Origin of the sequence: Bacillus mycoides (genome assembly GCF_000832605.1) — a bacterium.
GTDB classification, from domain to species: Bacteria; Bacillota; Bacilli; order Bacillales; family Bacillaceae_G; genus Bacillus_A; species Bacillus_A mycoides.
On the sequence record NZ_CP009692.1, the window covers coordinates 1,044,611 to 1,065,890 of the forward strand.

The window sequence follows — 21,280 nt, forward strand, 5'->3', positions numbered from 1 at the left end:
ATATTACGATTAGAGGAGAATCAAGTTTGGAAAATGAATGAGTAAATACATATAGATTAGTAGAGTATTTGATAAGGAGCGAGATGAATGGATATACATAAGTTAACAGAAGAAGAAGCGAAAGAAATAAATACGTGGAAGTATGAAAATCCCTATATGTTATATAGCTTTTCGGGAGATGCTGAAGTAATAGAAGAGTTGCTAGATGGAACGTATTACGGTTGTTGCGGAGAGAATGGAGAATTCATCGGCTATTTTTGTTTTGGAGAAAATGCACAAGTGCCAGGGGGAAGAGATGCTAATTTATATAGGGGAGAAGATGTAGTAGATATTGGGCTTGGAATGAAGCCAGAGTTAACAGGGAAAGGGATGGGAGAAATATTTTTTCAAGCGGGAATAGCATTTGCTACTGAGGAATTGAATTCGAAAATGTTTCGACTGAGTGTAGCGACATTCAATAAGAGAGCGATTAGGCTATATAAAAACATTGGATTTCAAGTAGGACCTCTTTTTTTGAGCCGTGGAAGAGAGTTCATGCTTATGGAATATGAAAGGCCGTCAGTATGAAACTGACGGCCTAGACCCCTTATTCCGAATGCTCAGCACGGTGCGCTAAACGACTTGAAGCAGCGGCAGCGATTCCGCCAACGATATCATCAAGGAATGTATGCACCTTTCCAGTTGATTTATCATTTAAGTATTCTAAAATACCTGGTTTTAATTTATCGATATATCCAAAGTTCGTGAAGCCAATTGACCCGTACACGTTAACGATTGAAAGTGCGATGACTTCATCAATTCCATATAGTCCTTCATCGCGTTTTACGATATCTTGTAACGGCTGACTTAACATTCCTTTTTCAGCAAGGACATCAAGTTCAATGCCTGTAATAAGAGCGTTTTGTACTTCTCGTTTTGATAGTACACGCTCAACGTTATAGCGACATTCTGACATCTCTAAATTTGCATGGTATTTCTTTTGAAGAAAATGAACAAGATCAGCAATATCGTCAATTGTTACACCGCGCTCTTGTAATAGTTGTAATGCTCTTTCTTGTAGTTGATTTGAGTCTTTCATGTTTATCACCTTTTTTTCTTTTTAGTATTTGTATACGTTTCGTTGCTTTATCATGTGCATAGGAATGAAAGGCGAGCACAAGCTCATATATATAAAGAAAAACCATAGGTGGCGACTGCGATGATTCAGCATATTTATGAGCATTATCACATGCATGTTAAAGAATTAATCCCCCTTGGCCCCTATAAAAGCTTTTGGATTCGCAACAAAATTTATGTACTTGTTCCAATTGGAGAAATGGAGGAAGAAGTACTTGTAGAGATGAAAAAGCTCAGTGATTATATGAACCAGCAAGGGGATATAACTGTTTCGACTTTCGTTCCGACTATACACGGCTACTATGTAAGTGAGATAGAAGAAAAAAATTACTGCTTATTAAAAGGTATGCGTATGTTAGAGCGACATGCTACATCATTAGGAAGTGAGCTTTCTATATTCCATAAACGTGGCGCATTCTTTCCAGAAGAAGTTGAGCAATTAAGCCGCATTGGTGAATGGAAAGCATTATGGGAAAAAAGGCTCGACCAATTAGAAAGGTTTTGGCAATCGCAAGTGATGAACCATCCTTCAGACGTATTCGATCAATTGTTTATTGAATCCTTCCCGTATTACTTAGGAGTTGCAGAAAATGCAATTCAATATGTTGTCGATACAGAAATGGATGATACACCACAAATAACTGACGCAGCAACAATTTGCCAAGAACGATTTACACCTTTATTATGGCAGCAAACGAAGCGTTTAAAACTTCCTTTTGATTGGGTATATGATCACCCAAGTAGAGATATAGCAGAATGTATTCGCTATATGATGATAGAAAAAAAGAAAGATTGGGAGCAAACGGTAGTTCAATTCATTACAGATTATGAACGTAATTATTCGCTCTCTTCATTTGGTTGGCGCTTATTATTCGCAAGGCTTCTGTTCCCGCTTCACTACTTTGAAACGATTGAACGATATTATCAAACAGGAAACGAAGAACAAAAAGGCATATATAGAGCCCGTTTAGAAATCATTTTACATGATGTGAAGCGCACTGAGCAATTTATGAATCATTTTTACGAGTCATTTCGTTTACCTGTTGATAAGTTAGGCATTAGGAAATTAGATTGGCTGTCTTAAAATGAAAAAAGAGACCGGGTGAGGTCTCTTTTTTATATATCACAATTGTATGTAATACATTATGCCCCTACCTGTTGATCTGCACATATATTTAAAATGAATTGATGTCTTTCGATTTTTTCATTTACTTTACTCAATAATTCTTGCTGGATTTCTTTAAATAAAAATTGATAACTTGCATTCCATGTTGGTATAACGGATGAAAGGTCTAATAAATACTCTTTTTTCTTTTCTAGTTCTTGAATTGTTAAGAAAGTGTTCCCCATTCTTGGCATGTGTCGTCCCCCTATGTTTTTTTCTGTATATGTGTGAACGATTCTATAGTATTAATTATCGCATTTTTTGAGAAGGATTTCCAATTTTGTTTTATGATGTTAAAGGGGAAGTGTTATTTGAATAAAAAAAGAGACCCATTTGGGTCTCTTTCTAGGAAGCGATTCTGAACGAGCCGCTTCTGCTTTTAGATTAAAATACTTGTTCTACTTCAATAACGCCTGGTACTTCTTCAAGTAGTGCGCGTTCGATACCAGCTTTTAGTGTGATTGTAGAACTTGGGCAGCTTCCGCAAGCACCCATAAGGCGTAATTTTACGATACCTTCTTCAATGTCTACTAATTCAACGTCTCCGCCATCGCGAAGTAAGAATGGACGTAATTTATCTAATACTTCTAATACTTGTTCTTGCATATGTGGGTTTTCCATTTTTATCGACTCCTTTCATCAGTTTTATTATAATCAAGATAGAGGGGAAAATCTATTTTTTCTGTTCTTGTTTTATTGTCGAAATTTTTTATCATGTTTACAACGTGTTTTTTCAGTATAGGGGTAGGGAATAAGTTTGTAAAATGATGTGCTTATGTACTAAGATATCTGAATATACTGTTGAAACAAGAAGTGGGGGAGAAGAAATGGTTAATGTGCAAGTGTATGGGACGAAAGTAATTTGTGCGAGCTGCGTTGGAATGCCATCTTCAACAGAAACGTTTGAGTGGTTACAAGCGGCGATTGGTCGTAAATATGAAGGACAAGAAAATAAATTTAATTTCGAGTATATTGATTTTCAAGAAGAACAAGAAGATGAAGATAAAAAAGCATTCGCAGAGCGCGTAGTGGAAGAAGATCTATTTTATCCGGTCGTTCTTGTAAATGGAGAAATTGTTGGAGAAGGAAATCCTCGTTTGAAGGATGTTTACGAAGAAATCGAGAAATATTTATAAAGCAGGAAGCCTTTGCGAATTTGCGAAGGCTTTTTTTATTGGAGGGATAGATGTGGAGAATGGAATAAAACATGCTTTACCAGAAGAAGTAAAGCAATTAATGGAGCAGTACATAGTAGAATTAAAAGAAATTTTTTCGGATGAAAAAATAGTCGGGGTATATATTTACGGATCAATCGCGCTAGGAGCATTTCATATAGAAACGAGCGATGTTGACTTTGTTACGGTAATAAGTGATTCCGTGAATGAAGCTGAAAAACAACAAATTATAGAACTGCATAAAAAAAATAGTAAAAGTACGTTAGGTAAAAGAATGGATGGTATGTATATTCCGCTTGCTGATTTAGGGAAATACAATGATGAAATGAATGAGTACGTGTATTGTGCAGATGGTAAGGCTGATATTGGTCATTGGGATATTAACGCGGTCACATGGTGGACATTGAAAAATCAAGGTATTACAGTTAGCGGGAAAGAAGTAGAAGACCTTTCCTTTCAAATAAGGTGGGATGATGTAGTAAATACGATGAAATACAACGTAGAACAGTACTGGAGTGAAAAAGCGAAGCAACCATATTTATTTTTCATAGAAGAGTGGGTAGAATCAGCTGTCGTTACGATGGGACGCATTTTATATACGTTAGATCATAAAACAATTGTTTCAAAAGATAGAGGATTACAATACTTATTAGAACGTTCAGCGAAAGAATGGGAGCCTTTATTAAAAGAGGTAGAGCGAATGCGAAATAATCCAAAGGGAAAGCGCAAGCTCTCTATTTGGAGGAGGGCTGATATGACGAAGAGGTATTTGCTGTGTTTGATTGAAGAGTGTAGGGGGAAGTGGTAGGTGAATAGTAAAAGCATCCTTCATATAAAGGATGCTTTTACTATTTTTATATAATGAAAAAGTACTTTGCAAGGAATGAGAAGTCGAAAGATAATCTAAAATATGGATAGTTTCATGTGAAACATTATGCAATAGACTGTTCTTTTTGATGTTTATCCCGCATTAACGGGCAGTAAGACTCTCACTTCAAAATTCGGCTGGAGCAAAGAAGTTAGATGGGAGATCAACTGCCCGTAAAAGCCCGATTGGTGAAGGCTAATAATCAGTGGTGGATGAACAAACCCCCCACTGATTAAAGTTTCACTTTATAATGAAATCTTGCACTATTGCGCACTCCTTTAGAGATAGGTTTACTCTTCATCTTCATCATAATTGTATGTAGTTAAGTTTTGTAAGAAGCTTTCAAAATTAGGTGCTAATTCAATAATTTCCTCAAACTCATTATCGATAAATATAACTGGAGGATTTTCAGCTACGTTTCGATAGTCTAGTGCAATCCACGTATGTCCGTCACCAGATAAAAGCACGATATTCTCAGGCATGTCCCATTCCTGAATTAAATAATGGCTCTCTAAAATACTAGATTCATTTTCATCAAAAGAAATGCCATATAATCCAGAAACATTAACGTGATCGTCTGCCCAAGAATTTGGCTCTGAAGTAGGATGAGCATCTAATCGAAGAGTTCCTCCGTTTTGTTCTTTTAGAAGATTTATGTACGATTCTGGGAGCTTTACGTTTAGTACTTCTTCTGCTTTTTTTATTAGTTCGTCGTTAATAGGTGCTAATTTTAAATAGTCATCTTCTGCCCAAAGTGTAGTCTTCATATTTGGTCACCTCAAATAATAGTTTTAAGAATCTTATTTCATATATTATAGTTAGTTTAAATGACGAGCAATAGAAAGGGGGAATGAATATGGGTATATTTGAATACCTTGATCATGTGAATTCTAAGGAAGACTTGTTGAAGTTTCTTGTATATCTTCAAAAGGATTTCAAAGTGAATCAAGATGAATGGGAGAATATAGAGGTAGAGACTTATTTAGAGGCATTACATGGTTGGTTAGGTGCTTATGAAGGTGTTTATATAAATCAAGGGGAGAAGCTTCCAGAAAATATTCCATGGAAGTTTATTGCCCAGATGTTGCTTGCAGCAGCTTATTATGAATAAAATTAAATTTTTAAAAGATCTAATGGAGAAGATATTATGATTAACCACAATAAAATTAAACAACTTTTAGCACATGTAGATCGCGCTGAGGATAATGAAATTGAGTTAGAGTGTGAATTTGAACCTATGACAATCGAATTATTTAATAGTGAAGAAATAGAAGAAGGACAACTTGGTTATAGCTTTGATGAGGGAGGGCAAAGCTTAGTCGGAAATGAAGAGGGAGATTGGAAAGACGGGTGGATTGTAATTGGGATAGATTCTTATCTTGGAGACCCGATCTTTGTAGATAGTAATGATGAGAATTGTCCGGTTTATACAGCTATGCATGGTGAGGGAGATTGGGAGCCAGAATGTATAGCTAAGCGTATAGAAGATGTTATTGAGAAAGTGAAGGGTAATGTGGGATAGTTGTGTAAGTGGAAATATGTTTGAAATAGTAGAGAGCTAATTTGTGAAGTCTCTTAAGTCGAGATTTTAGGCTAGGTCATATTACAATAGTAGTTTAATAGGAGAAGGGTGTGTCAAAATGATTTTGATACATCCTTTTTTGCGAATATACAAGATGTTTAACATAGTGTATTAAATGTCTTATATATGAGTATTCTAATATACTTAATAGTAAAATGGAATATAGAATGGATAATTGTCGGAATGTATTCGATTTTTGTTCATTTTTATGAAATATAACTATTTTTTGTTAGATTCCTTCTTTTTATAGATATACAATAAAGTTATATAGAAATAAGAGAAGGATGATGTACGTGAAGGACACTGTTTTACAGGAAGCGATAGCTCCTAAAGAGTTACATAAAGTTGTGAGAAATAATACTGCATATTACGACTTTAAGTGGGGGAAAGCAAAAGATCCCGAGAAGGGAAATAGTTGGAACTGGATAGCCTTTTTCTTCCCATTATTGTGGTTAGCTTATCGCAAAATGTATAAATTATTTATTATTATTGCATTAGTAGGAGTTCCTACTTTAATTACCTCTGTTTTTATAGATATCCCGATGTGGATCGATTTTATTGTTTATTTCGGAACTATGCTATTTACTGGATGGCAAGGGAATCGTTTATATTACAAGCATACAGTTCGTGTTTTACATAAGGCAAAAGAGTTATCTGATGCACAACACAATTATTACTTCCAAACAAAGGGTGGCACTCATGTTGGGATTATGCTTGGATTAAATGCGTTATTATTTGTAGTATTTGGTGCAGCTGGTTATGGGTTATCGTATTTACCGACGGAACCAAATATAAAAGATGTAGTTCGTTTAAGTGATGAAGGGATTACATTGGAAGTTTTTACTGATGATCCAAAATGGACGTATGTAAAAAAAGAAGGACGTTTTGATATAGTAGAATTTACTGGTTATGATTATGAGGAAAAAAAGGATGTAAAGGTTAAGTTCGCTGTGTATTTAGATAAACAGAGATTTGAATGGAAAGAAATTTATTTAAACGATAAAAAATTAAATGAAGAAGAAGCAGAAGAGTATCAATTTTATATTGAAGAAAATGCCTGGTATTAATATAAATAGATAATGATGTATCGCAAAAAGAAGAGTCTAATGAAGATTCTTCTTTTTATTTATGAGAAAGGATATGTAACAAGAAGAGAAAACCATTAGTAAACAAACGCCATACTAATTGAAATTTTGTAAAATACAATAAAAAATGAGAATTTGAGGTAGGCTTGTCAATAACGTGAGACTATGGCAGTATAAAGAAATGCTATACAAATTTTATTTATCGACATGTAAAAATTCGATTTGATTTTTACGTATAAATAATGAACGGAGGAAATGAATTTATGGCTACTTTACCAAATTGTCCAAAATGTAATTCAGAATATACGTATGAGGATGGCGCTCTTTTCGTATGTCCAGAATGTGCCCATGAGTGGGGTCAAGAAGCGGAAGCTGAAAGTAATGATGGTGCAAAAGTTGTAAAAGATGCGAACGGAAACGTTCTTCAAGATGGCGATGCTGTTACTGTAATTAAAGATTTAAAAGTAAAAGGAACTTCTTCAGTTGTAAAGATTGGTACGAAAGTAAAGAGTATCCGTCTAGTTGAGGGAGATCACGATATTGATTGCAAAATCGACGGTTTCGGAGCTATGAAGTTAAAATCACAGTTCGTTAAGAAAGCGTAAGATTAGCAAAGAAAAAAGACGCTCTGTAAGTAACTTGCAGAGCGTCTTTTTTATGATTGTACTTCAACTTCTTTCAACTGGCACCGCTTATTAAAGAACGTTTTATACCCAAGCTGTAAGAAGATAATAACAGAGAAAGCTGTACTTCCAGAAATGCCAAGTATAATCGCAATTTGATATTGGATAGCTGTAAATGGTGATACACCGGATAAAATTTGTCCTGTCATCATGCCGGGAAGACTTATAATTCCCATTCCGACCATGGAATTAATTGTTGGTAAAATAGCAGAATCGAAAGCGTCCCGTATGAGCGGAGCAGCTGCTTGTTTTGGAGTTGCGCCAAGCATAAGTGCACCTTCAATATGGTCTCTTTGTGATTTCATACTGTTTAAAAAGGTGTTTGCCCCGAGGCAAATACCTGTCATAGCATTACCGATTAGCATGCCGGCAATAGGAACGATATACTGCGGAGCATACCAAGGATCGTGTCCGATAATGACAAAGATAAATAGTAGAAGAGGGCCAATTGATCCAGCAATCATGGAGAGGGCAGCTACTCGTTTTAATTCTTTTGACATTGGAATATTAACTCGTTTATAAATATTGAAAATCGCAAAGGTAGTAATAGAAGTAATGAGAGCTATTGTATAAAACGGATTACTATTTTCAAATATGTATGTAAGAACATATGCGACTAGTACGAGCTGAATTGTCATACGTAATGTAGCAATTGTAATTTGTTTCTCACGCGGTATTCCTTTTAATTTCACAAGCCCGATTAAAATAAGGATGAAAATATATGCAGCTGCAAGTTGCCAAATTTGTAGTTCAATAACGCCCTTCAATTGATAGCACTTCCTTTCTAGTTGCACCGTTTGTTTTACTAATTTCAATAATATCGTCTGCGATTTCTTCTGGAAGTTGTTGCGAGTGCGTGATGAAGATAACTGTTTTTTTCTTTTCTCTTGCTAGCATAGTAAATTGTTTCATAACGCGGCGTTCTGTGTCACCATCTAGCGCAGAAGTTGGTTCATCTAATAAATAGACGGGCGGATCCATTAGTATAATACGAGCGAAAGCAAGTCTTTGTTTTTCGCCACCTGATAAAGAAGAGGCGTTATCTTCTAATTTTTTATCTAGGCTAACAGTCGTTAATGCGCCTTGCAGGGCGTCGTCATTTGGAAATGGCTTTTCAGAAAATCGAAGTCCCATTAATAAATTATCTTTAATTGTTCCATCAAAAATAGGCGGAGTTTGTCCGAGCATGACAACTTCACGGCGTAATTGAATGGGAGGATAATCTAAAATAGATTTTCCGTTATATTCAATTGTGCCAGATGTTGGTGATTGTAAATCGTTTAACATGCGAAGTAATGTGCTTTTACCACTACCACTTTCACCGATAATACAAGTTGTTTTTTCTTTTTGAATCTGTAAATAAGGAATGTGTAGAATATCTTTATATGTGATGTCTTTTAATATAAACATAAATTGCTCCTTTCTGATTCTAGTTATATCGTATCAAAAAGAGAGAAAAATAGAAAAATAAAGTCTCTTTAGAAGGAACATCTTTTTTCTTTGTTTTAAAACTTTGCGCGTGGCAGGAAAAGGCACTGACGGATCCTATACATAGCCAGTCCCTTTCGACCATTTAAAAAAATGCTTTTTTGTCGGTTTTTCATAGAATGACTGAGTAGTCACAAAAAATGAATAGAAAAAGGCTGTCTACTATGTAGGCAGCCTTTAAAGTATTAACCGTTATGATATTTGTACATCCAAAGAAGACCGGATTTTAATAATCTCGGTACACGTCCCATTAATGGTTGGTTTGCTAGTAAACCAAATCCATGTTTTTTGCCGAGAGAACCGAGAACACCTTTTAATTTAATAACAGGCAGTTCATCAGGAAGGGGTTCATTATTCCAACGTTTTAATAATATTTGGACAATTTGTTCTCCTTGACCTTCAGCAAGTTGAGCAGATGGTGCGTGTGGAAGTGCTGCACAATCTCCTACGACATAAACGTGCTCGTTATTTGGAATATTGTGATATTTCGTTAAAACAACCCGTCCGCTAACATCTTGTTCTACTGGAAGGTTTCGAACAACTTCATTTGCTTGAATACCAGCTGTCCAGACGATTGCATCACATTCAAGTGGTTCATCATGGTTGTATACAATGTTTGGTTCCACTTTTGTAATGTTAGAGTTTCGTATAATGGTAACTTTATGTTTTACAAACCATTCTTCTACGTATCTACTTAATTTCTCTGGATATGGGAATAAAATTCTATCTTTTCGATCAAATAAATAGATTTTTAAATCCGAACGGCTTTCGCGAAGTTCACTTGCCACTTCAACGCCGCTTAAACCAGCCCCAACGACAGCTACTGTTGCATTTGGTTCTAAGCTATTTAATTGTTCATATGTCTTACGTGTTTGTTCAATTGATTGTAGGCTATGTGTATATTCCTTTGCCCCAGGAACGTTATGATATTTATCTTCACAGCCAAGCCCGATAATTAAATCATCATATTGAATCGTTTCACCGCCATCGAGATGAACGGCTTTCGTTTCGAGGTCAATATTTGTTACTGTTCCGTATTGAATATTGAGACGTGGGTGCTCAGGAAACGGTATGCGAATATGCGTTTCTGAAATTGTACCCGCAACTAATGCATAATATTCAGTTTTAAAGCAATGATATGGTACTTTGTCGATTAATGTCACTTGTACATCATCTGGAAGTTGGTTGCTTGGAAGTAGCCGCTGCAGAATTCTCATTCCACCGTAGCCACCACCTAGTAGTACGAGGTGTTTCATGATGGATTACCCCTTTTCTGTTGAAATATCCCCTAATCATACAATTTTATATTAATAAAATATTTTGACTTTACACAATCAAATTATATCGAATTTGTGAACAAATAACAATGCATGAATGAATACTCTGTTGTACAATAAGAAGAAAAGTAAAGTAAGTGGTTTTCATTTTCTAGTTACTATTTACTATTTCATTATGAGTAGTATGTTATATAAAGAAGACCATCTATTATGAAGTGAAATAGTGAAGTAACTAAATAGTTTAGAATATATAACGAAAACAACAAGAAACAGCTTAGTTTTCTTCTTATAAATAAAGTGGAATGGTAACAAGTAGAGAGGGTTACTTATCCGTTTCGCAAATTAGGTATGCACATACCATATAAAGTAAATGGTAATTTGTTTAGAGATACAGGGGGGAGAGAGTTTTGATTAAACCATTAATCGAATTTTGTGTAGGTAACCTTGCAAGCGGTTCGCAAGCAGCTTTAGAAAAATTAGAAAAAGATCCTAATTTAGACGTAATGGAATATGGTTGTTTAGGATATTGTGGCATCTGTTTTGAAGGTCCATTTGCACTTGTAAATGGTGAAGTGGTACAAGGTGCAACAGTAGAAGAACTTGTAAATAATGTATATGATTATATGGATGAAAATCCAATGTTTTAAAGCGTTGCAAACAGGCAACGTTTTTCTTTTTTCATTTATCCCGCTATTTGCGGGCAGTAAGACTCCCACCTCAAAATTCAGCTGAAGCAAAGAAGTTAGGTTGAAGCCCTGTTGCCCGTCCCCCACTGATTAAAGTTTCACTTTATTAGGAGTGTTTATTTCGAAAAAAAAAAAGCCCTTTTAGAAGGGCTTTTTTCTTACACGATTTGTGTAAGAACGGCCTATTGCCAAAACACTGTCAAATATGAGAAACGGGGGACATTCATATTGTGTTCTAAAAGCATGCATTTTATACTTGAAATAATAAATTATTTTTGGAGTGAATAAAAATGAGCCAATTTTCTTTTACAAAAATGCATGGTCTTGGAAATAGTTATATATATGTAAATATGTTTGAGGAACAAATTAGAGAAGAAGATTTAGCAATTGTAGCGGAAAAGGTTTCAAATATTAATACTGGTATTGGTGCAGATGGAATGATTTTAATTTGTCCTTCTGACGTGGCGCCAGTAAAAATGCGCATGTTTAATAACGATGGCTCAGAAGGAAAGAGCTGTGGAAATGGTTTACGCTGCGTAGCGAAATATGCGTATGAGCATAAACTAGTAGAAGGTAAAGTTTTCACAATTGAAACGTTAGCGGGTATTGTTACGGCAGAAGTAACGGTAGAAGATGACAAAGTTACATTAGCGAAAATCGACATGGGAGCACCTCGTTTAACACGTGAAGAGATACCGATGCTTGGTGAAGGAGAGACACCATTTATTCGTGAGAACTTCTTATACAATAATCACCGTTATGCATTTACAGCTGTTTCAATGGGGAATCCACATGCGGTTATTTTTGTTGATGATGTAGAAAAAGCGCCTCTTACAACGTTAGGACCGGTTCTTGAGACGCATGAAATGTTCCCAGAGCGAGTGAATGTTGAATTCATCGAGATTTTGAATGATGAAGAGATGAATTTCCGCGTTTGGGAACGAGGATCTGGTGTAACACAAGCTTGCGGGACAGGAGCATGCGCAGCTGTCGTTGCGGCAATTTTAAATGGGAAAATGGAACACGGTAAAGAAATTACGGTTCACTTAGCAGGCGGCGACTTAATGATCGCATGGACAGAAGAAGGAAATGTATTAATGAAAGGACCTGCGGAAATAATTTGCCGCGGAGTGTATGAGTACAAGATAGAAGCGTAAAGATGTATAATAGAATGAGAACAGAAAGGATGGTGTATTTCATGATTGAAGTAACAGAACAAGCAGCTTTTCAAATTAAAGATATGTTAAAAGATGCTGAAGATGGAGAGAAGTACGTGCGCCTTGCTGTACATGGCGGCGGATGTAGTGGTCTTTCTTACGGCTTAGGATTTGAAGTAGAACCAAAAGAAGACGACACAGTTCTTGAGTTTTTCGGTGTTGAATTTGTTATCGATAAAGAAAGTGCTCCGATTGTAAAGGGAGTGAAAGTTGACTATAAGCAATCTATGCTTGGTGGCGGATTCACAATCGACAATCCAAACGCGATCGCATCATGTGGATGCGGATCATCTTTCCGTACAGCGTCGAATGCTGGTAAGCCAGAAGATTGCTAAGTTTTTTCATCCCTTTATTCTAAGTGGAAATTGAATGGGTAGGTTGCATATAAAGACCTTCTTAGCGATGAAACCAAATCGTTAGGAAGGTCTTTTCTTTTGCGCTAAAAAGAAAAAGAGCATGACAAAGATAACGAATATATGCAAGAAGAAGGCTAAAGAGGATGCATGAAGGTGCAGGCTATATCGAATTGTATAGAACTGACTCGTTCCATATTAATTAAAATACGCTGATTACTAGAAATTAAAAACTACCGGAGGAATTACAATGAAGTCATTTAAGAAAGTACTGGTATTAGGGATGACGTTGGTTACAGCATCAATATTTGGAGCTTGTTCTAACGATACCGACGTGTTAACAAAAGCGGGAGCAAAGCAACAGGTGAAATCGGAAGCGGAAGTACTAAAAGAACAGAAGGAAACCCCTATGACTACGAGCGAACGTGACAGCATTAAATATGAGGACGCTACATCGTCACAGAAGCGTTATATTTCTCGTGACGAAGCCGAAAAGATTGAGGAAGGCATGACATATACGGATATCCTTAACAAGATTGACTACGGTGGTGAGAACATAAAACATTATAATAACAAGGAAAAACGCGTGTTTTATACTGAAAAGGATACGGATGGTACATATGAAATTATGGTTGAATTAAATACATATGGTTACGTTGTGAATATTGAACGCACTGCTATAAGGGATGCGGATAAAGAGAGTCCGGTATCTACGAAAAGCAGTGAAGAGCCTGTAAAGGAATATGAAGAAAAAAACGACCGCGTACCGTGGTATAAAGATGTAAATAACGATTCGGCGGAAGTAGACTATAATCACTATTTGAAAATCAAAAAAGGTATGCCTGCGAATCAAGTAAAAGCTGCGATTGGACAGCCACGTATGATTGAGAAATATAAATCGTATTCAGTATACGGCTATACCGGTTATGGCGGCGAAGGAACATTACGTGTAATCTTCGAACCAAATGGAACTGTTACGCAGGTAGTAGAAGATGGATTACAACGATAATAAATTAATTACGGGAACAATTGCAGTAAAGTTGTCGGTGGCTTTATAAAGTCTTGGAGAGAGAACCGTGAGTAATCGGAGAGGACAATGATGAACGAAGATAAGATAACGATAATTATGCTAGCAGTATTAACGATAGCGTTAGTATTTGTTGGGGTTTCATCCAAATTCAATAGCCTCATTGTGGACGCTATCGCCGTACTATTTTTGTTGATAGTTACTGCAGTAGGCGCAGCGGTTGTAACAGAACGTAGATTACGCAAAAAGAATGGGAAGTAGCAGTTCTTTGTACGAGCGGGAGGGGACGCAAGATTGACGATATTTTTGAATTCGTAAGGAGATATGTGATTAAACCTATAATTAGATTTGTAAGTTACCTTGTAATTGATATCATAATAGAGTGCGTAATAGAAGGTGTAATAAGCGGTATAAGGAAATTACGTGATAAGATTCGTGACAAGTGGAAAAATTGGCGTTAATAGATTGTCATGACTAGGCTAGATGAGTGTCAATAACGTTTTCAATGAAAAAACACTGATTAAAGTTTTAATTTACTATCTTACAAAAGTGTAATGTTTATGTCATGTTTTTGAATTTCTTCTTTAAAGCGAAGGCCTTAAGATAACAATATAAGAAAAACATATGAGGTGAAGGAATTGAAAAGATATATTGCACTTTTTAGTATTTTAGTCGTATTTGCAAGCCTATTAGTTGGCTGTGATTTAAACCGTATGGGTAAAGATGAGTATTACGTTCAAATTACAGTAGATGGAAAAGAATATCATAGTAAAGCTGATAATGGTGAGACGTTTAAAGATTATCAATATAAGCTAACTGGTTTTAATAAAGACGGTAAAGAGAAAGAATTAGAATTCATAGCGCAAAAAAATCTTCGTAAAGAAGCATTCCTACGCGTATACCACTCAGATAAAAAAGGTGTATCAGCTTGGGAAGAAGTGAAAAAGGACGAGCTTCCTGCGAAAGTGAAAGAAAAATTAGGTGTGAAATAAGACAGATGGAAAAGGAATTGACGAACAGGGTCAATTCCTTTTTTTACTTTCAAAATCCTCTTCTGAAATGACTTTAAATCCGTGTCTTTTAAATAAAGCAGTTGTCACTCCGTAACCAGTTTGTTTATTGCCGTTAAATTCCCCTGTGTAAATAGTAGAACTACCACAAGATGGGCTGCGTTCTTTTAAAATTATATATTCTGGGTTTAAATCTTTTATTTGTTCTAATGCTTTATAAGCACCACGCACGAAAGCTTCCGTGACATCTTGTCCTTCTTTCGTCATTACTTTTGCTTTTCCATCTAAAACATCATCGCCATTGCCGCCGATAATTTCAGCAGAAGGGCGTGGTGTTGGTAAACCGCCTAATACTTCGGGGCAAACAAGGATGGTATCTTCCCTCTGTAATAACTCTTCTATTTGTGAAATGAGATTATCGTTACCGTCATAACGACAAGCAATACCACCTAAACAAGCACTAATTACAATCATATTTTCATCTCCAATAAAGTGAAAATTTAATCAGTGGGGGTTTTGTCCATCCCCCACTGATTATTAGTTGAACCAATCGGGCTTTTACGGGCAGTTGATCTCCCACCTAACCTCCTCGCATTCGCCGAATCTGGAGGTGGGAGTCTTACTGCCCGTTAATGCGGGATAAAAAATATTAAATATCACGCCAATTTCTCTTCCTATTTCTTACCTATAAGTGAGGTGATAAAAATGGGAAGCTTATATAATTTAATGAAACCATATAGTCAATTTCGAAGTAAAGAAGAGTTTAATACATATCAAAAACAAGTTTTGAAGTGCTATCGATTTCAATTGAATAAAACGGATGCTATCATTATTCATTTTTTAGGAAAGTATGCGGTGAATGAGAAACAAAAAACAGTTGGTGTTGCTTGTCCATTAATGGAGACGATTGCGACGAATATTGGAAAGAGTATTCGTACGGTACGTCGCTCGATTGCGAAGCTAGAGGAGCTGGGAATTATAAAGCGTGTTGCAACAAAAGAAAGATATAAGCGCGGGGGATATAGTGCAAACTTATATGTATTTCTTAAATCGGCAATTGACCGCATGGATGACCGTATGAAAATGTCCGCATGTGAAAGTGATGATCGTACAGATGGCTGTAGTGGAAACGAGCAAAAAAATGAGGGGGAAACAATTCTTTCTAAAAACATTCCACAAATAAAAGAGAAAAGAAAAGTAACGTACGAGCTTGATGAAACGTATTGTCGTCACGATATACCGAAGCCTTTTATATACGCACTGGTGCCGATGACGAGTAATCCGAAGAAGATTAATATATTTTGGAGTAAGGTGGAACTTGCTTATAAAAAGAGCGGATTACTAGAGCAAGGTGCTTTATTAGAGGGGATATTAGCTGATGAAGAAGCGTATGGAAATTTAATTTGGCGGGTGAAAAGTGTTGTGAGAGCGTATAAGTACGGAGAAATTCGTAAAGATGTTGGAGCACTATTGTATAGTACGATGCGAGATTTATTTTTAGAAATTGGATTAGAGTGGGGAGCGGCATTAAGGAGAAGTAAGGGAATACCGTTATTCGATCCATTTAAAAAAGAGTCATGCATATAATACATGACTCTAAGAGCTAATCGAACTTTCTTACAACTGGAACACGAATTGCTACAAATAGTACAAAGACGATAACAGCGATTGCACCGCTTTTCATAACCGTTACAATTGGAATGCCTATCCCAAGTGCAAGTGATGTAAATGCGTAAGAGAGCGGAATGAATCCCATCGATGAAAGCATGAGTAGGCTCATTACGCGTCCCATCATTTCTTCTTTTACTGTCGACTGAATCATCGCCATAAGTGGAACAATTGCCATTGCGATTGTAATACCGTAAAACATTCCAGCTAATAACGCTTGCCAAAGTACGGTGCTAAAATTGATGGCTAGGAAGAATACACCAGACAGTAGCATCATGATAATGCAAAATAGTCCACGTCTACGATTAATATTTTTTAATCCGACAATGACAGCTCCTATCGCCATCCCGCCGCCAACAGACGCTTCTAAGTAACTAAACTGAAGTGAATCACCGTGCAGAACATTTTTTACGAAGAGCGGAAATCCTACTTGCATTGGGCCGATTAAAAATAAGTTTAAAAAGGCGCTACATATAAGGAAAGTTGAAAGAAATGGTGATTCTTTTACATATAAAATTCCCTCTTTAATAGAAGTAAACATGCCCTTATCTGTTTCATTTTTTTCGGGTACGGTAAATTGTATTTTTTGAACGAGTATTGCAGCGATAATGAGTAGCAGGATTGTAATTGAAAAAATTGTTTCATAGTTCGTAAATTTAATGAGAATACCGCCAAGTACAGGTCCTAAAATGACAGATGCTTGGTTTGTCATTTGAGTAAGTGAATTTGCTTGTGTTAAACGGCTCTTTTCTACAAGTTCAGGCAGAATAGATCCATCTGCTGACCAGAAGAAAGCGTCAGCAAGTCCGAAGAACAATGCGAATAAAGCAAATGTATATAGTGTTACATCACCGACGATGAACCAGGTGAGAATAGTTGCGACAAGAATAGCGCGAATAATATTAGAGTAAAACATGATATTTTTTTTCGGGAATTTATCAGCTAATGCTCCGCCGATAATCATAAAGATGAGCCTTGGAACACTAAGAGCCACGAAAACAATACCGAGTGAAGCCTCAAGGTTTAATGTTTTTGCTATGTACCATGTTTGTGAAAAAGTAAAAAAGGCTAAAGCAAAGCTTGAAAAGAGAGTAGCTGCCCAAAGAAAAAGGAAATTCGTATTTTTTAATAACGGTTTTCCGCTTCCTTCTAAAGCAGATTTATTTTGTTGTAGTTCCTCCATATTGCTTCCTTTCTATGTACCGATTTTAGACTGAAAAACCTATTAACAATCGTTTTATCCCCCGTTAACGGGCAGTAAAACTCCCACCTCAAAATTTGGCTAGAGCAAAGAAGTTAGGCGGGAGTCGGGCTGCCCGTAACCACCCGATTGGTGAAGGCTAATACTCAGTGGGGGATGAACAAAACTCCCACTGAGCATAGTTTCACTTTATACAGTTTCTAATAGTTCTATACTGCACTTTCTCATTGTAGACAATAATAATGAATTTGCACAGTGGCTATTTAACGACAAAAAAGAAGATACCAAAGGGTATCTTCTTTTTTGTCATTCAGGCTAAAGCAATATAAATATCCAATTGTACGTTATTTGGATCAACTGCACTTTCGTCATAAAGCTCAAAGTCTGCTGTAAAAGCACGTGTGTTTTCTTTCGACCATTGCCAAATATATTCCCAAGCTTCACAAACGACTTCAGACACAGGACCTTTTCTCGTTGTAAATACCGCATACGTAGCAGCAGGTATTGTTAAGGTTGTCATATTTTCAGGAACTTCTTCTAATGAAGAAACAGGCATGCCGATAGTAAATTGATATGTACCAGTTTCATCCGATTCGTAGTTTGAGTAGAAAGCGAATGTTTCTTTTGTTTGTTGATTTGGAATTTGATGCATGATTTTTTCTTGGAAGTAGCGATTCCAAAGCACCGGAATCTTTCCTTCATTTGATGCTTCTTTTTCGTTTGTAGTTGTAATAGAAACACCGATTGCTTGGAAAGCTTCTTTTTTTACGATAATAGGTTCTTTCATTAATAAAACCTCCCTTTATTAAACGAAACGTACGTTCTGTTTTATTGTAACATATTTTGGAAAGAAGTAGTGTTTTTTATCAAATTGCGATGTATTTTAGTTAGGAAAAAGAGAGAGTATGAAAAGAACTCCTTTCATGTAAAAGGAGTTCTTTTCGTTTCTATATTAAAACATACTTGAGCTATGCATTGGTTGAAGTTTTGCGTTTGGATCGAAGTAAGCTTTTGCATTGTTTACTGCTGTCGGTGCTTCACCAAAGCCGCAAGCAATGAGTTTTACTTTTCCTTCATATGTACAAATGTCACCAGCAGCGTAAATGCCAGGAATATTTGTTTCCATTTTTGAGTTCACGAGGATGCTGTTCTTTTGAATATCTAAGCCCCAATTTTTAATTGGACCAAGCGAAGAAACGAAGCCATAGTTTACGATTACGTCATCAACATCGATGATAACTTTTTCTTCTGTTTTTACGTGCTGAAGGACAACTTGTTCAATCGTGTCATCACCGATGAGTTCAACTGGAACGTAAGGTGTGCTTACTTCTGCACGGGAATTCATTAAGCTTTCTACGCTATGTTCATGTGCACGGAATTTATCACGGCGATGAACAATTGTAACTTTGTCCGCGATCGTTTCTAACATCATTGTCCAATCTACTGCTGAGTCACCGCCGCCGAATACAACGACGCGTTTTCCAGCAAATTTATTCATATCATCAACGAAATAATGTAAGTTTTTCTTTTCGTATTTTGCTGTGCCTTCTAATTCTAAGCGGCGTGGTTGGAAAGCACCATTGCCAGCAGTAATGATGACAGATTTAGAGTAGTGAGTTTGTTTATTTGTAACAAGTTTAAATATACCGTCAGCTTGTTTTTCAAGCGTATCAACAGCTTCTTCTAAGCAAATAGTTGGATCGAACTTTTTCATTTGCTCTTTTAAGTTATCAACTAACTCTTGTGCACGCACTTTTGGGAATCCAGCTACATCATAAATATATTTTTCGGGATATAGTGCGGATAATTGCCCTCCAAGTTGAGGTAAGCTTTCAATGATTTTTACACTTGCTTGTCTCATTCCGCCATAAAATGCAGTGAATAGTCCTGTTGGGCCACCACCAATAATCGTTATGTCGTAAACTTTTTGATTTTCTGTCACTTTCATTCCCCCTATAGATGGAATTTTAATATTGATTTCATATATTGTTCATATGTACACGAAAATCCTGCAAATGATGACACTTTCAAATAAATGATAGCATATTTCAGTTAATAATACTTCTGAAAACGACTGAATAATAAGTAAGTTTGCGTATAGATGTTTTAGAATCGTATAAAATACAACGGAAGGAAAATACATGAAAAAAAGGCTAAAAAACCCTTGAAAACGCTATGTTATTTTAAAATATCGATAATTCTCTAGGTGCTTGAATTATGGAATGAAACCGACTAATATAGGGAAGTATTATGTTAAATTTCTATGACAAATTTCGTACGATTTTTTGACTGCGTTTTGTTATGATATAGAATGTGATAAATTCCACATTCTTGACAAATAGAGTTTTTAGTACTTGGTATTATTTTTTATTACTATTATATAAAGAAAAGGGTTGTGATTTAGTGAAGACTCCAAAAATCGTAGTTTTAGGTGCAGGTTATGGCGGGATGATTACGACTGTTCGTCTGCAAAAAACATTATCTGTAAGTGAAGCTGAAATTACGTTAGTAAACAACAACAGCTATCACTACCAAGCAACTTGGTTACATGAGAGTGCAGCTGGTACATTACAAGATGATAAAATCTGTCTAGATATTCAAGACGTTATCGATACAAATAAAGTGAACTTTGTACAAGATACAGTAGTAGAGATTAAAGCTGCTGAAAAACGTATTATCTTAAAAGATGGTGAATTAGAGTATGATTACTTAGTAATCGGTCTTGGTTTCGAATCAGAAACGTTCGGAATTAAAGGATTAAAAGAGCATGCATTCTCAATCACTAACATTAATGCAACTCGTCAAATTCGTGAGCATATGGAAGAAAAATTCGCTCAATATGCGACTGAAAAACGTGATGAGTTAGTAACAATCGTTGTTGGTGGCGCTGGATTTACTGGTATCGAGTACGTAGGTGAGCTTGCAAATCGTATTCCTGAACTTTGCAAAGAGTACGATGTTCCACGTGAAAAAGCACGTATCATCTGTGTAGAAGCTGCTCCAACAGCACTTCCTGGTTTCGATCCAGCATTAGTAGAGTACGCTGTAAAACAACTTGAGAAAAAAGGTGTAGAATTCCGCATCGGTACAGCAATTAAGGAAGCAACTGAAGAAGGTATTATCGTTGCCAACGGTGATGATGCTGAACTTCTTAAATCTGAAACTGTAGTTTGGGCTGCAGGTGTTCGTGGTAATGGTATTGTGGAAGAGTCTGGATTTGAAGCAATGCGCGGACGTATTAAAGTGGATGAGTACATGCACGCTCCAGGTCATGAAGATGTATTCATGGTTGGTGATGCAGCGTTAATCATCAACGAAGAGATTAACCGTCCATACCCACCAACAGCACAGATTGCAATTCAAGAAGGTTATAATATTGCACACAATTTAACTGTGTTAGTTCGCGGCAAAGGTGAAATGAAAAAGTTCGCATTTGATAATAAAGGATCTGTATGTTCATTAGGTCATGACGATGCAATGGGCGTTGTTATGGGTAAAAAGTTAACAGGTTGGAAAGCTTCATTCATGAAGAAAGTAATCGACAACCGTTACTTATTCTTACTAGGCGGACCTTTATTAGTTCTTAAAAAAGGTAAATTGAAGTTCTTTTAATATATAGTAGAAAAAGCAGAAACGGCTATGAGCTGTTTCTGCTTTTTTCGTATTGAAAATATAGTAT

General features: G+C 36.2%; 27 protein-coding genes. 16 read left to right on the forward strand and 11 right to left on the reverse strand.

The window, feature by feature from the left end; genetic code table 11:
* The first annotated feature begins 87 nt into the window (after positions 1-87).
* On the forward strand, positions 88-567 hold the full coding sequence (locus tag BG05_RS07150; protein WP_003192160.1) for a GNAT family N-acetyltransferase: 480 nt from the start codon (positions 88-90) through the stop codon (positions 565-567).
* A gap of 19 nt (positions 568-586) precedes the next feature.
* Here the strand turns inward: BG05_RS07150 and BG05_RS07155 are convergent, their stop codons facing one another.
* The gene (locus BG05_RS07155; RefSeq protein ID WP_002015902.1) at positions 587-1,078 is read right to left on the reverse strand and encodes a phosphatidylglycerophosphatase A family protein; all 492 of its coding nucleotides are present in this window, start codon (positions 1,076-1,078) and stop codon (positions 587-589) included.
* 120 nt (positions 1,079-1,198) lie between these two features.
* On the opposite strand from BG05_RS07155, the gene yutH reads away from it, so the two are divergent.
* Positions 1,199-2,200 carry a spore coat putative kinase YutH gene (gene yutH, locus BG05_RS07160; RefSeq protein ID WP_002089339.1) on the forward strand — a complete coding sequence of 334 codons (1,002 nt, stop codon included), beginning with the start codon at positions 1,199-1,201 and terminating at the stop codon, positions 2,198-2,200.
* Between the two features lie 59 nt (positions 2,201-2,259).
* Here yutH and BG05_RS07165 read toward each other — a convergent pair whose 3' ends face one another.
* Both BG05_RS07165 and BG05_RS07170 read right to left on the reverse strand, forming a co-directional pair.
* On the reverse strand, positions 2,260-2,475 hold the full coding sequence (locus BG05_RS07165; protein WP_001137788.1) for a hypothetical protein: 216 nt from the start codon (positions 2,473-2,475) through the stop codon (positions 2,260-2,262).
* A 190-nt stretch (positions 2,476-2,665) separates the two neighbouring features.
* Complete coding sequence (locus tag BG05_RS07170) at positions 2,666-2,902, reverse strand: NifU family protein (protein WP_000431159.1); 237 nt, start codon at positions 2,900-2,902, stop codon at positions 2,666-2,668.
* A 206-nt stretch (positions 2,903-3,108) separates the two neighbouring features.
* On the opposite strand from BG05_RS07170, the gene BG05_RS07175 reads away from it, so the two are divergent.
* Positions 3,109-3,417, forward strand: a complete 309-nt coding sequence (locus tag BG05_RS07175) for a YuzD family protein (RefSeq protein WP_000248590.1) — start codon at positions 3,109-3,111, stop codon at positions 3,415-3,417.
* 52 nt (positions 3,418-3,469) lie between these two features.
* Positions 3,470-4,264, forward strand: a complete 795-nt coding sequence (locus tag BG05_RS07180) for a nucleotidyltransferase domain-containing protein (RefSeq protein WP_003192159.1) — start codon at positions 3,470-3,472, stop codon at positions 4,262-4,264.
* Positions 4,265-4,614: 350 nt separating this feature from the next.
* Here the strand turns inward: BG05_RS07180 and BG05_RS07185 are convergent, their stop codons facing one another.
* On the reverse strand, positions 4,615-5,091 hold the full coding sequence (locus BG05_RS07185; protein WP_002015882.1) for an SMI1/KNR4 family protein: 477 nt from the start codon (positions 5,089-5,091) through the stop codon (positions 4,615-4,617).
* Between the two features lie 89 nt (positions 5,092-5,180).
* Here BG05_RS07185 and BG05_RS07190 point away from each other — a divergent pair, with 89 nt between their 5' ends.
* The 4 genes from BG05_RS07190 (at position 5,181) to phnA (ending at position 7,596) form a co-directional block, all read left to right on the forward strand.
* Entirely contained in the window at positions 5,181-5,435 is a 255-nt protein-coding gene (locus BG05_RS07190; protein ID WP_003192158.1) for a DUF7660 family protein, read from the forward strand.
* A gap of 36 nt (positions 5,436-5,471) precedes the next feature.
* Positions 5,472-5,846, forward strand: a complete 375-nt coding sequence (locus BG05_RS07195; protein WP_002167451.1) for a hypothetical protein — start codon at positions 5,472-5,474, stop codon at positions 5,844-5,846.
* A 353-nt stretch (positions 5,847-6,199) separates the two neighbouring features.
* Positions 6,200-6,973, forward strand: a complete 774-nt coding sequence (locus tag BG05_RS07200; protein ID WP_002166528.1) for a DUF2628 domain-containing protein — start codon at positions 6,200-6,202, stop codon at positions 6,971-6,973.
* A 281-nt stretch (positions 6,974-7,254) separates the two neighbouring features.
* Positions 7,255-7,596, forward strand: a complete 342-nt coding sequence (phnA, locus tag BG05_RS07205) for an alkylphosphonate utilization operon protein PhnA (protein ID WP_002089332.1) — start codon at positions 7,255-7,257, stop codon at positions 7,594-7,596.
* Positions 7,597-7,646: 50 nt separating this feature from the next.
* Here phnA and BG05_RS07210 read toward each other — a convergent pair whose 3' ends face one another.
* The 3 genes from BG05_RS07210 to BG05_RS07220 form a co-directional block, all read right to left on the reverse strand.
* The gene (locus tag BG05_RS07210; protein WP_002129719.1) at positions 7,647-8,441 is read right to left on the reverse strand and encodes an ABC transporter permease; all 795 of its coding nucleotides are present in this window, start codon (positions 8,439-8,441) and stop codon (positions 7,647-7,649) included.
* Entirely contained in the window at positions 8,425-9,084 is a 660-nt protein-coding gene (locus tag BG05_RS07215) for an ABC transporter ATP-binding protein (RefSeq protein ID WP_002129718.1), read from the reverse strand. The genes BG05_RS07210 and BG05_RS07215 overlap by 17 nt, the downstream gene beginning before the upstream one ends.
* Before the next feature lie 263 nt (positions 9,085-9,347).
* Positions 9,348-10,418: an NAD(P)/FAD-dependent oxidoreductase gene (locus tag BG05_RS07220; protein ID WP_003192154.1), complete on the reverse strand. Its 1,071-nt coding sequence runs from the start codon at positions 10,416-10,418 to the stop codon at positions 9,348-9,350.
* A 428-nt stretch (positions 10,419-10,846) separates the two neighbouring features.
* On the opposite strand from BG05_RS07220, the gene BG05_RS07225 reads away from it, so the two are divergent.
* The 6 genes from BG05_RS07225 (at position 10,847) to BG05_RS07250 (ending at position 14,714) form a co-directional block, all read left to right on the forward strand.
* A complete protein-coding gene (locus BG05_RS07225) occupies positions 10,847-11,086 on the forward strand; it encodes a YuzB family protein (RefSeq protein ID WP_002015892.1) in 240 nt (79 codons plus the stop codon).
* Positions 11,087-11,415: 329 nt separating this feature from the next.
* Entirely contained in the window at positions 11,416-12,282 is an 867-nt protein-coding gene (gene dapF, locus BG05_RS07230) for a diaminopimelate epimerase (RefSeq protein ID WP_002015893.1), read from the forward strand.
* Between the two features lie 41 nt (positions 12,283-12,323).
* Positions 12,324-12,677, forward strand: a complete 354-nt coding sequence (locus BG05_RS07235; protein WP_002034566.1) for a HesB/IscA family protein — start codon at positions 12,324-12,326, stop codon at positions 12,675-12,677.
* A 268-nt stretch (positions 12,678-12,945) separates the two neighbouring features.
* On the forward strand, positions 12,946-13,704 hold the full coding sequence (locus BG05_RS07240) for a hypothetical protein (protein ID WP_003192150.1): 759 nt from the start codon (positions 12,946-12,948) through the stop codon (positions 13,702-13,704).
* Between the two features lie 87 nt (positions 13,705-13,791).
* A complete protein-coding gene (locus BG05_RS07245) occupies positions 13,792-13,983 on the forward strand; it encodes a hypothetical protein (RefSeq protein ID WP_016127720.1) in 192 nt (63 codons plus the stop codon).
* 377 nt (positions 13,984-14,360) lie between these two features.
* Complete coding sequence (locus BG05_RS07250; RefSeq protein ID WP_016127721.1) at positions 14,361-14,714, forward strand: YxeA family protein; 354 nt, start codon at positions 14,361-14,363, stop codon at positions 14,712-14,714.
* Positions 14,715-14,744: 30 nt separating this feature from the next.
* On the opposite strand, the gene BG05_RS07255 is transcribed toward BG05_RS07250, so the two are convergent.
* Positions 14,745-15,206, reverse strand: coding sequence for a 2-thiouracil desulfurase family protein (locus BG05_RS07255; RefSeq protein ID WP_003192143.1), 462 nt, complete (start codon positions 15,204-15,206; stop codon positions 14,745-14,747).
* A 231-nt stretch (positions 15,207-15,437) separates the two neighbouring features.
* Here BG05_RS07255 and BG05_RS07260 point away from each other — a divergent pair, with 231 nt between their 5' ends.
* Complete coding sequence (locus tag BG05_RS07260) at positions 15,438-16,319, forward strand: helix-turn-helix domain-containing protein (protein WP_003192142.1); 882 nt, start codon at positions 15,438-15,440, stop codon at positions 16,317-16,319.
* 16 nt (positions 16,320-16,335) lie between these two features.
* On the opposite strand, the gene BG05_RS07265 is transcribed toward BG05_RS07260, so the two are convergent.
* From BG05_RS07265 to BG05_RS07275, 3 genes are all read right to left on the reverse strand, one after another.
* The gene (locus tag BG05_RS07265; protein WP_003192140.1) at positions 16,336-17,583 is read right to left on the reverse strand and encodes an MFS transporter; all 1,248 of its coding nucleotides are present in this window, start codon (positions 17,581-17,583) and stop codon (positions 16,336-16,338) included.
* Between the two features lie 328 nt (positions 17,584-17,911).
* Positions 17,912-18,388, reverse strand: a complete 477-nt coding sequence (locus BG05_RS07270) for a GyrI-like domain-containing protein (protein ID WP_002167457.1) — start codon at positions 18,386-18,388, stop codon at positions 17,912-17,914.
* 165 nt (positions 18,389-18,553) lie between these two features.
* Positions 18,554-19,543, reverse strand: a complete 990-nt coding sequence (locus tag BG05_RS07275) for an NAD(P)/FAD-dependent oxidoreductase (RefSeq protein WP_033734311.1) — start codon at positions 19,541-19,543, stop codon at positions 18,554-18,556.
* 461 nt (positions 19,544-20,004) lie between these two features.
* Between BG05_RS07275 and BG05_RS07280 the strand changes: the two genes are divergently transcribed.
* On the forward strand, positions 20,005-21,213 hold the full coding sequence (locus BG05_RS07280; RefSeq protein WP_002067919.1) for an NAD(P)/FAD-dependent oxidoreductase: 1,209 nt from the start codon (positions 20,005-20,007) through the stop codon (positions 21,211-21,213).
* Positions 21,214-21,280 lie beyond the last annotated feature (67 nt).

Coding starts and splice junctions, on each gene's coding strand:
- BG05_RS07150 (WP_003192160.1), top strand. CDS start 88: ATGGATATACATAAGTTAACAGAAGAAGAAGCGAAAGAAATAAATACG.
- BG05_RS07155 (WP_002015902.1), bottom strand. CDS start 1,078: ATGAAAGACTCAAATCAACTACAAGAAAGAGCATTACAACTATTACAA.
- yutH (WP_002089339.1), top strand. CDS start 1,199: ATGATTCAGCATATTTATGAGCATTATCACATGCATGTTAAAGAATTA.
- BG05_RS07165 (WP_001137788.1), bottom strand. CDS start 2,475: ATGCCAAGAATGGGGAACACTTTCTTAACAATTCAAGAACTAGAAAAG.
- BG05_RS07170 (WP_000431159.1), bottom strand. CDS start 2,902: ATGGAAAACCCACATATGCAAGAACAAGTATTAGAAGTATTAGATAAA.
- BG05_RS07175 (WP_000248590.1), top strand. CDS start 3,109: ATGGTTAATGTGCAAGTGTATGGGACGAAAGTAATTTGTGCGAGCTGC.
- BG05_RS07185 (WP_002015882.1), bottom strand. CDS start 5,091: ATGAAGACTACACTTTGGGCAGAAGATGACTATTTAAAATTAGCACCT.
- BG05_RS07190 (WP_003192158.1), top strand. CDS start 5,181: ATGGGTATATTTGAATACCTTGATCATGTGAATTCTAAGGAAGACTTG.
- BG05_RS07195 (WP_002167451.1), top strand. CDS start 5,472: ATGATTAACCACAATAAAATTAAACAACTTTTAGCACATGTAGATCGC.
- phnA (WP_002089332.1), top strand. CDS start 7,255: ATGGCTACTTTACCAAATTGTCCAAAATGTAATTCAGAATATACGTAT.
- BG05_RS07215 (WP_002129718.1), bottom strand. CDS start 9,084: ATGTTTATATTAAAAGACATCACATATAAAGATATTCTACACATTCCT.
- BG05_RS07220 (WP_003192154.1), bottom strand. CDS start 10,418: ATGAAACACCTCGTACTACTAGGTGGTGGCTACGGTGGAATGAGAATT.
- dapF (WP_002015893.1), top strand. CDS start 11,416: ATGAGCCAATTTTCTTTTACAAAAATGCATGGTCTTGGAAATAGTTAT.
- BG05_RS07235 (WP_002034566.1), top strand. CDS start 12,324: ATGATTGAAGTAACAGAACAAGCAGCTTTTCAAATTAAAGATATGTTA.
- BG05_RS07240 (WP_003192150.1), top strand. CDS start 12,946: ATGAAGTCATTTAAGAAAGTACTGGTATTAGGGATGACGTTGGTTACA.
- BG05_RS07245 (WP_016127720.1), top strand. CDS start 13,792: ATGATGAACGAAGATAAGATAACGATAATTATGCTAGCAGTATTAACG.
- BG05_RS07255 (WP_003192143.1), bottom strand. CDS start 15,206: ATGATTGTAATTAGTGCTTGTTTAGGTGGTATTGCTTGTCGTTATGAC.
- BG05_RS07260 (WP_003192142.1), top strand. CDS start 15,438: ATGGGAAGCTTATATAATTTAATGAAACCATATAGTCAATTTCGAAGT.
- BG05_RS07265 (WP_003192140.1), bottom strand. CDS start 17,583: ATGGAGGAACTACAACAAAATAAATCTGCTTTAGAAGGAAGCGGAAAA.
- BG05_RS07270 (WP_002167457.1), bottom strand. CDS start 18,388: ATGAAAGAACCTATTATCGTAAAAAAAGAAGCTTTCCAAGCAATCGGT.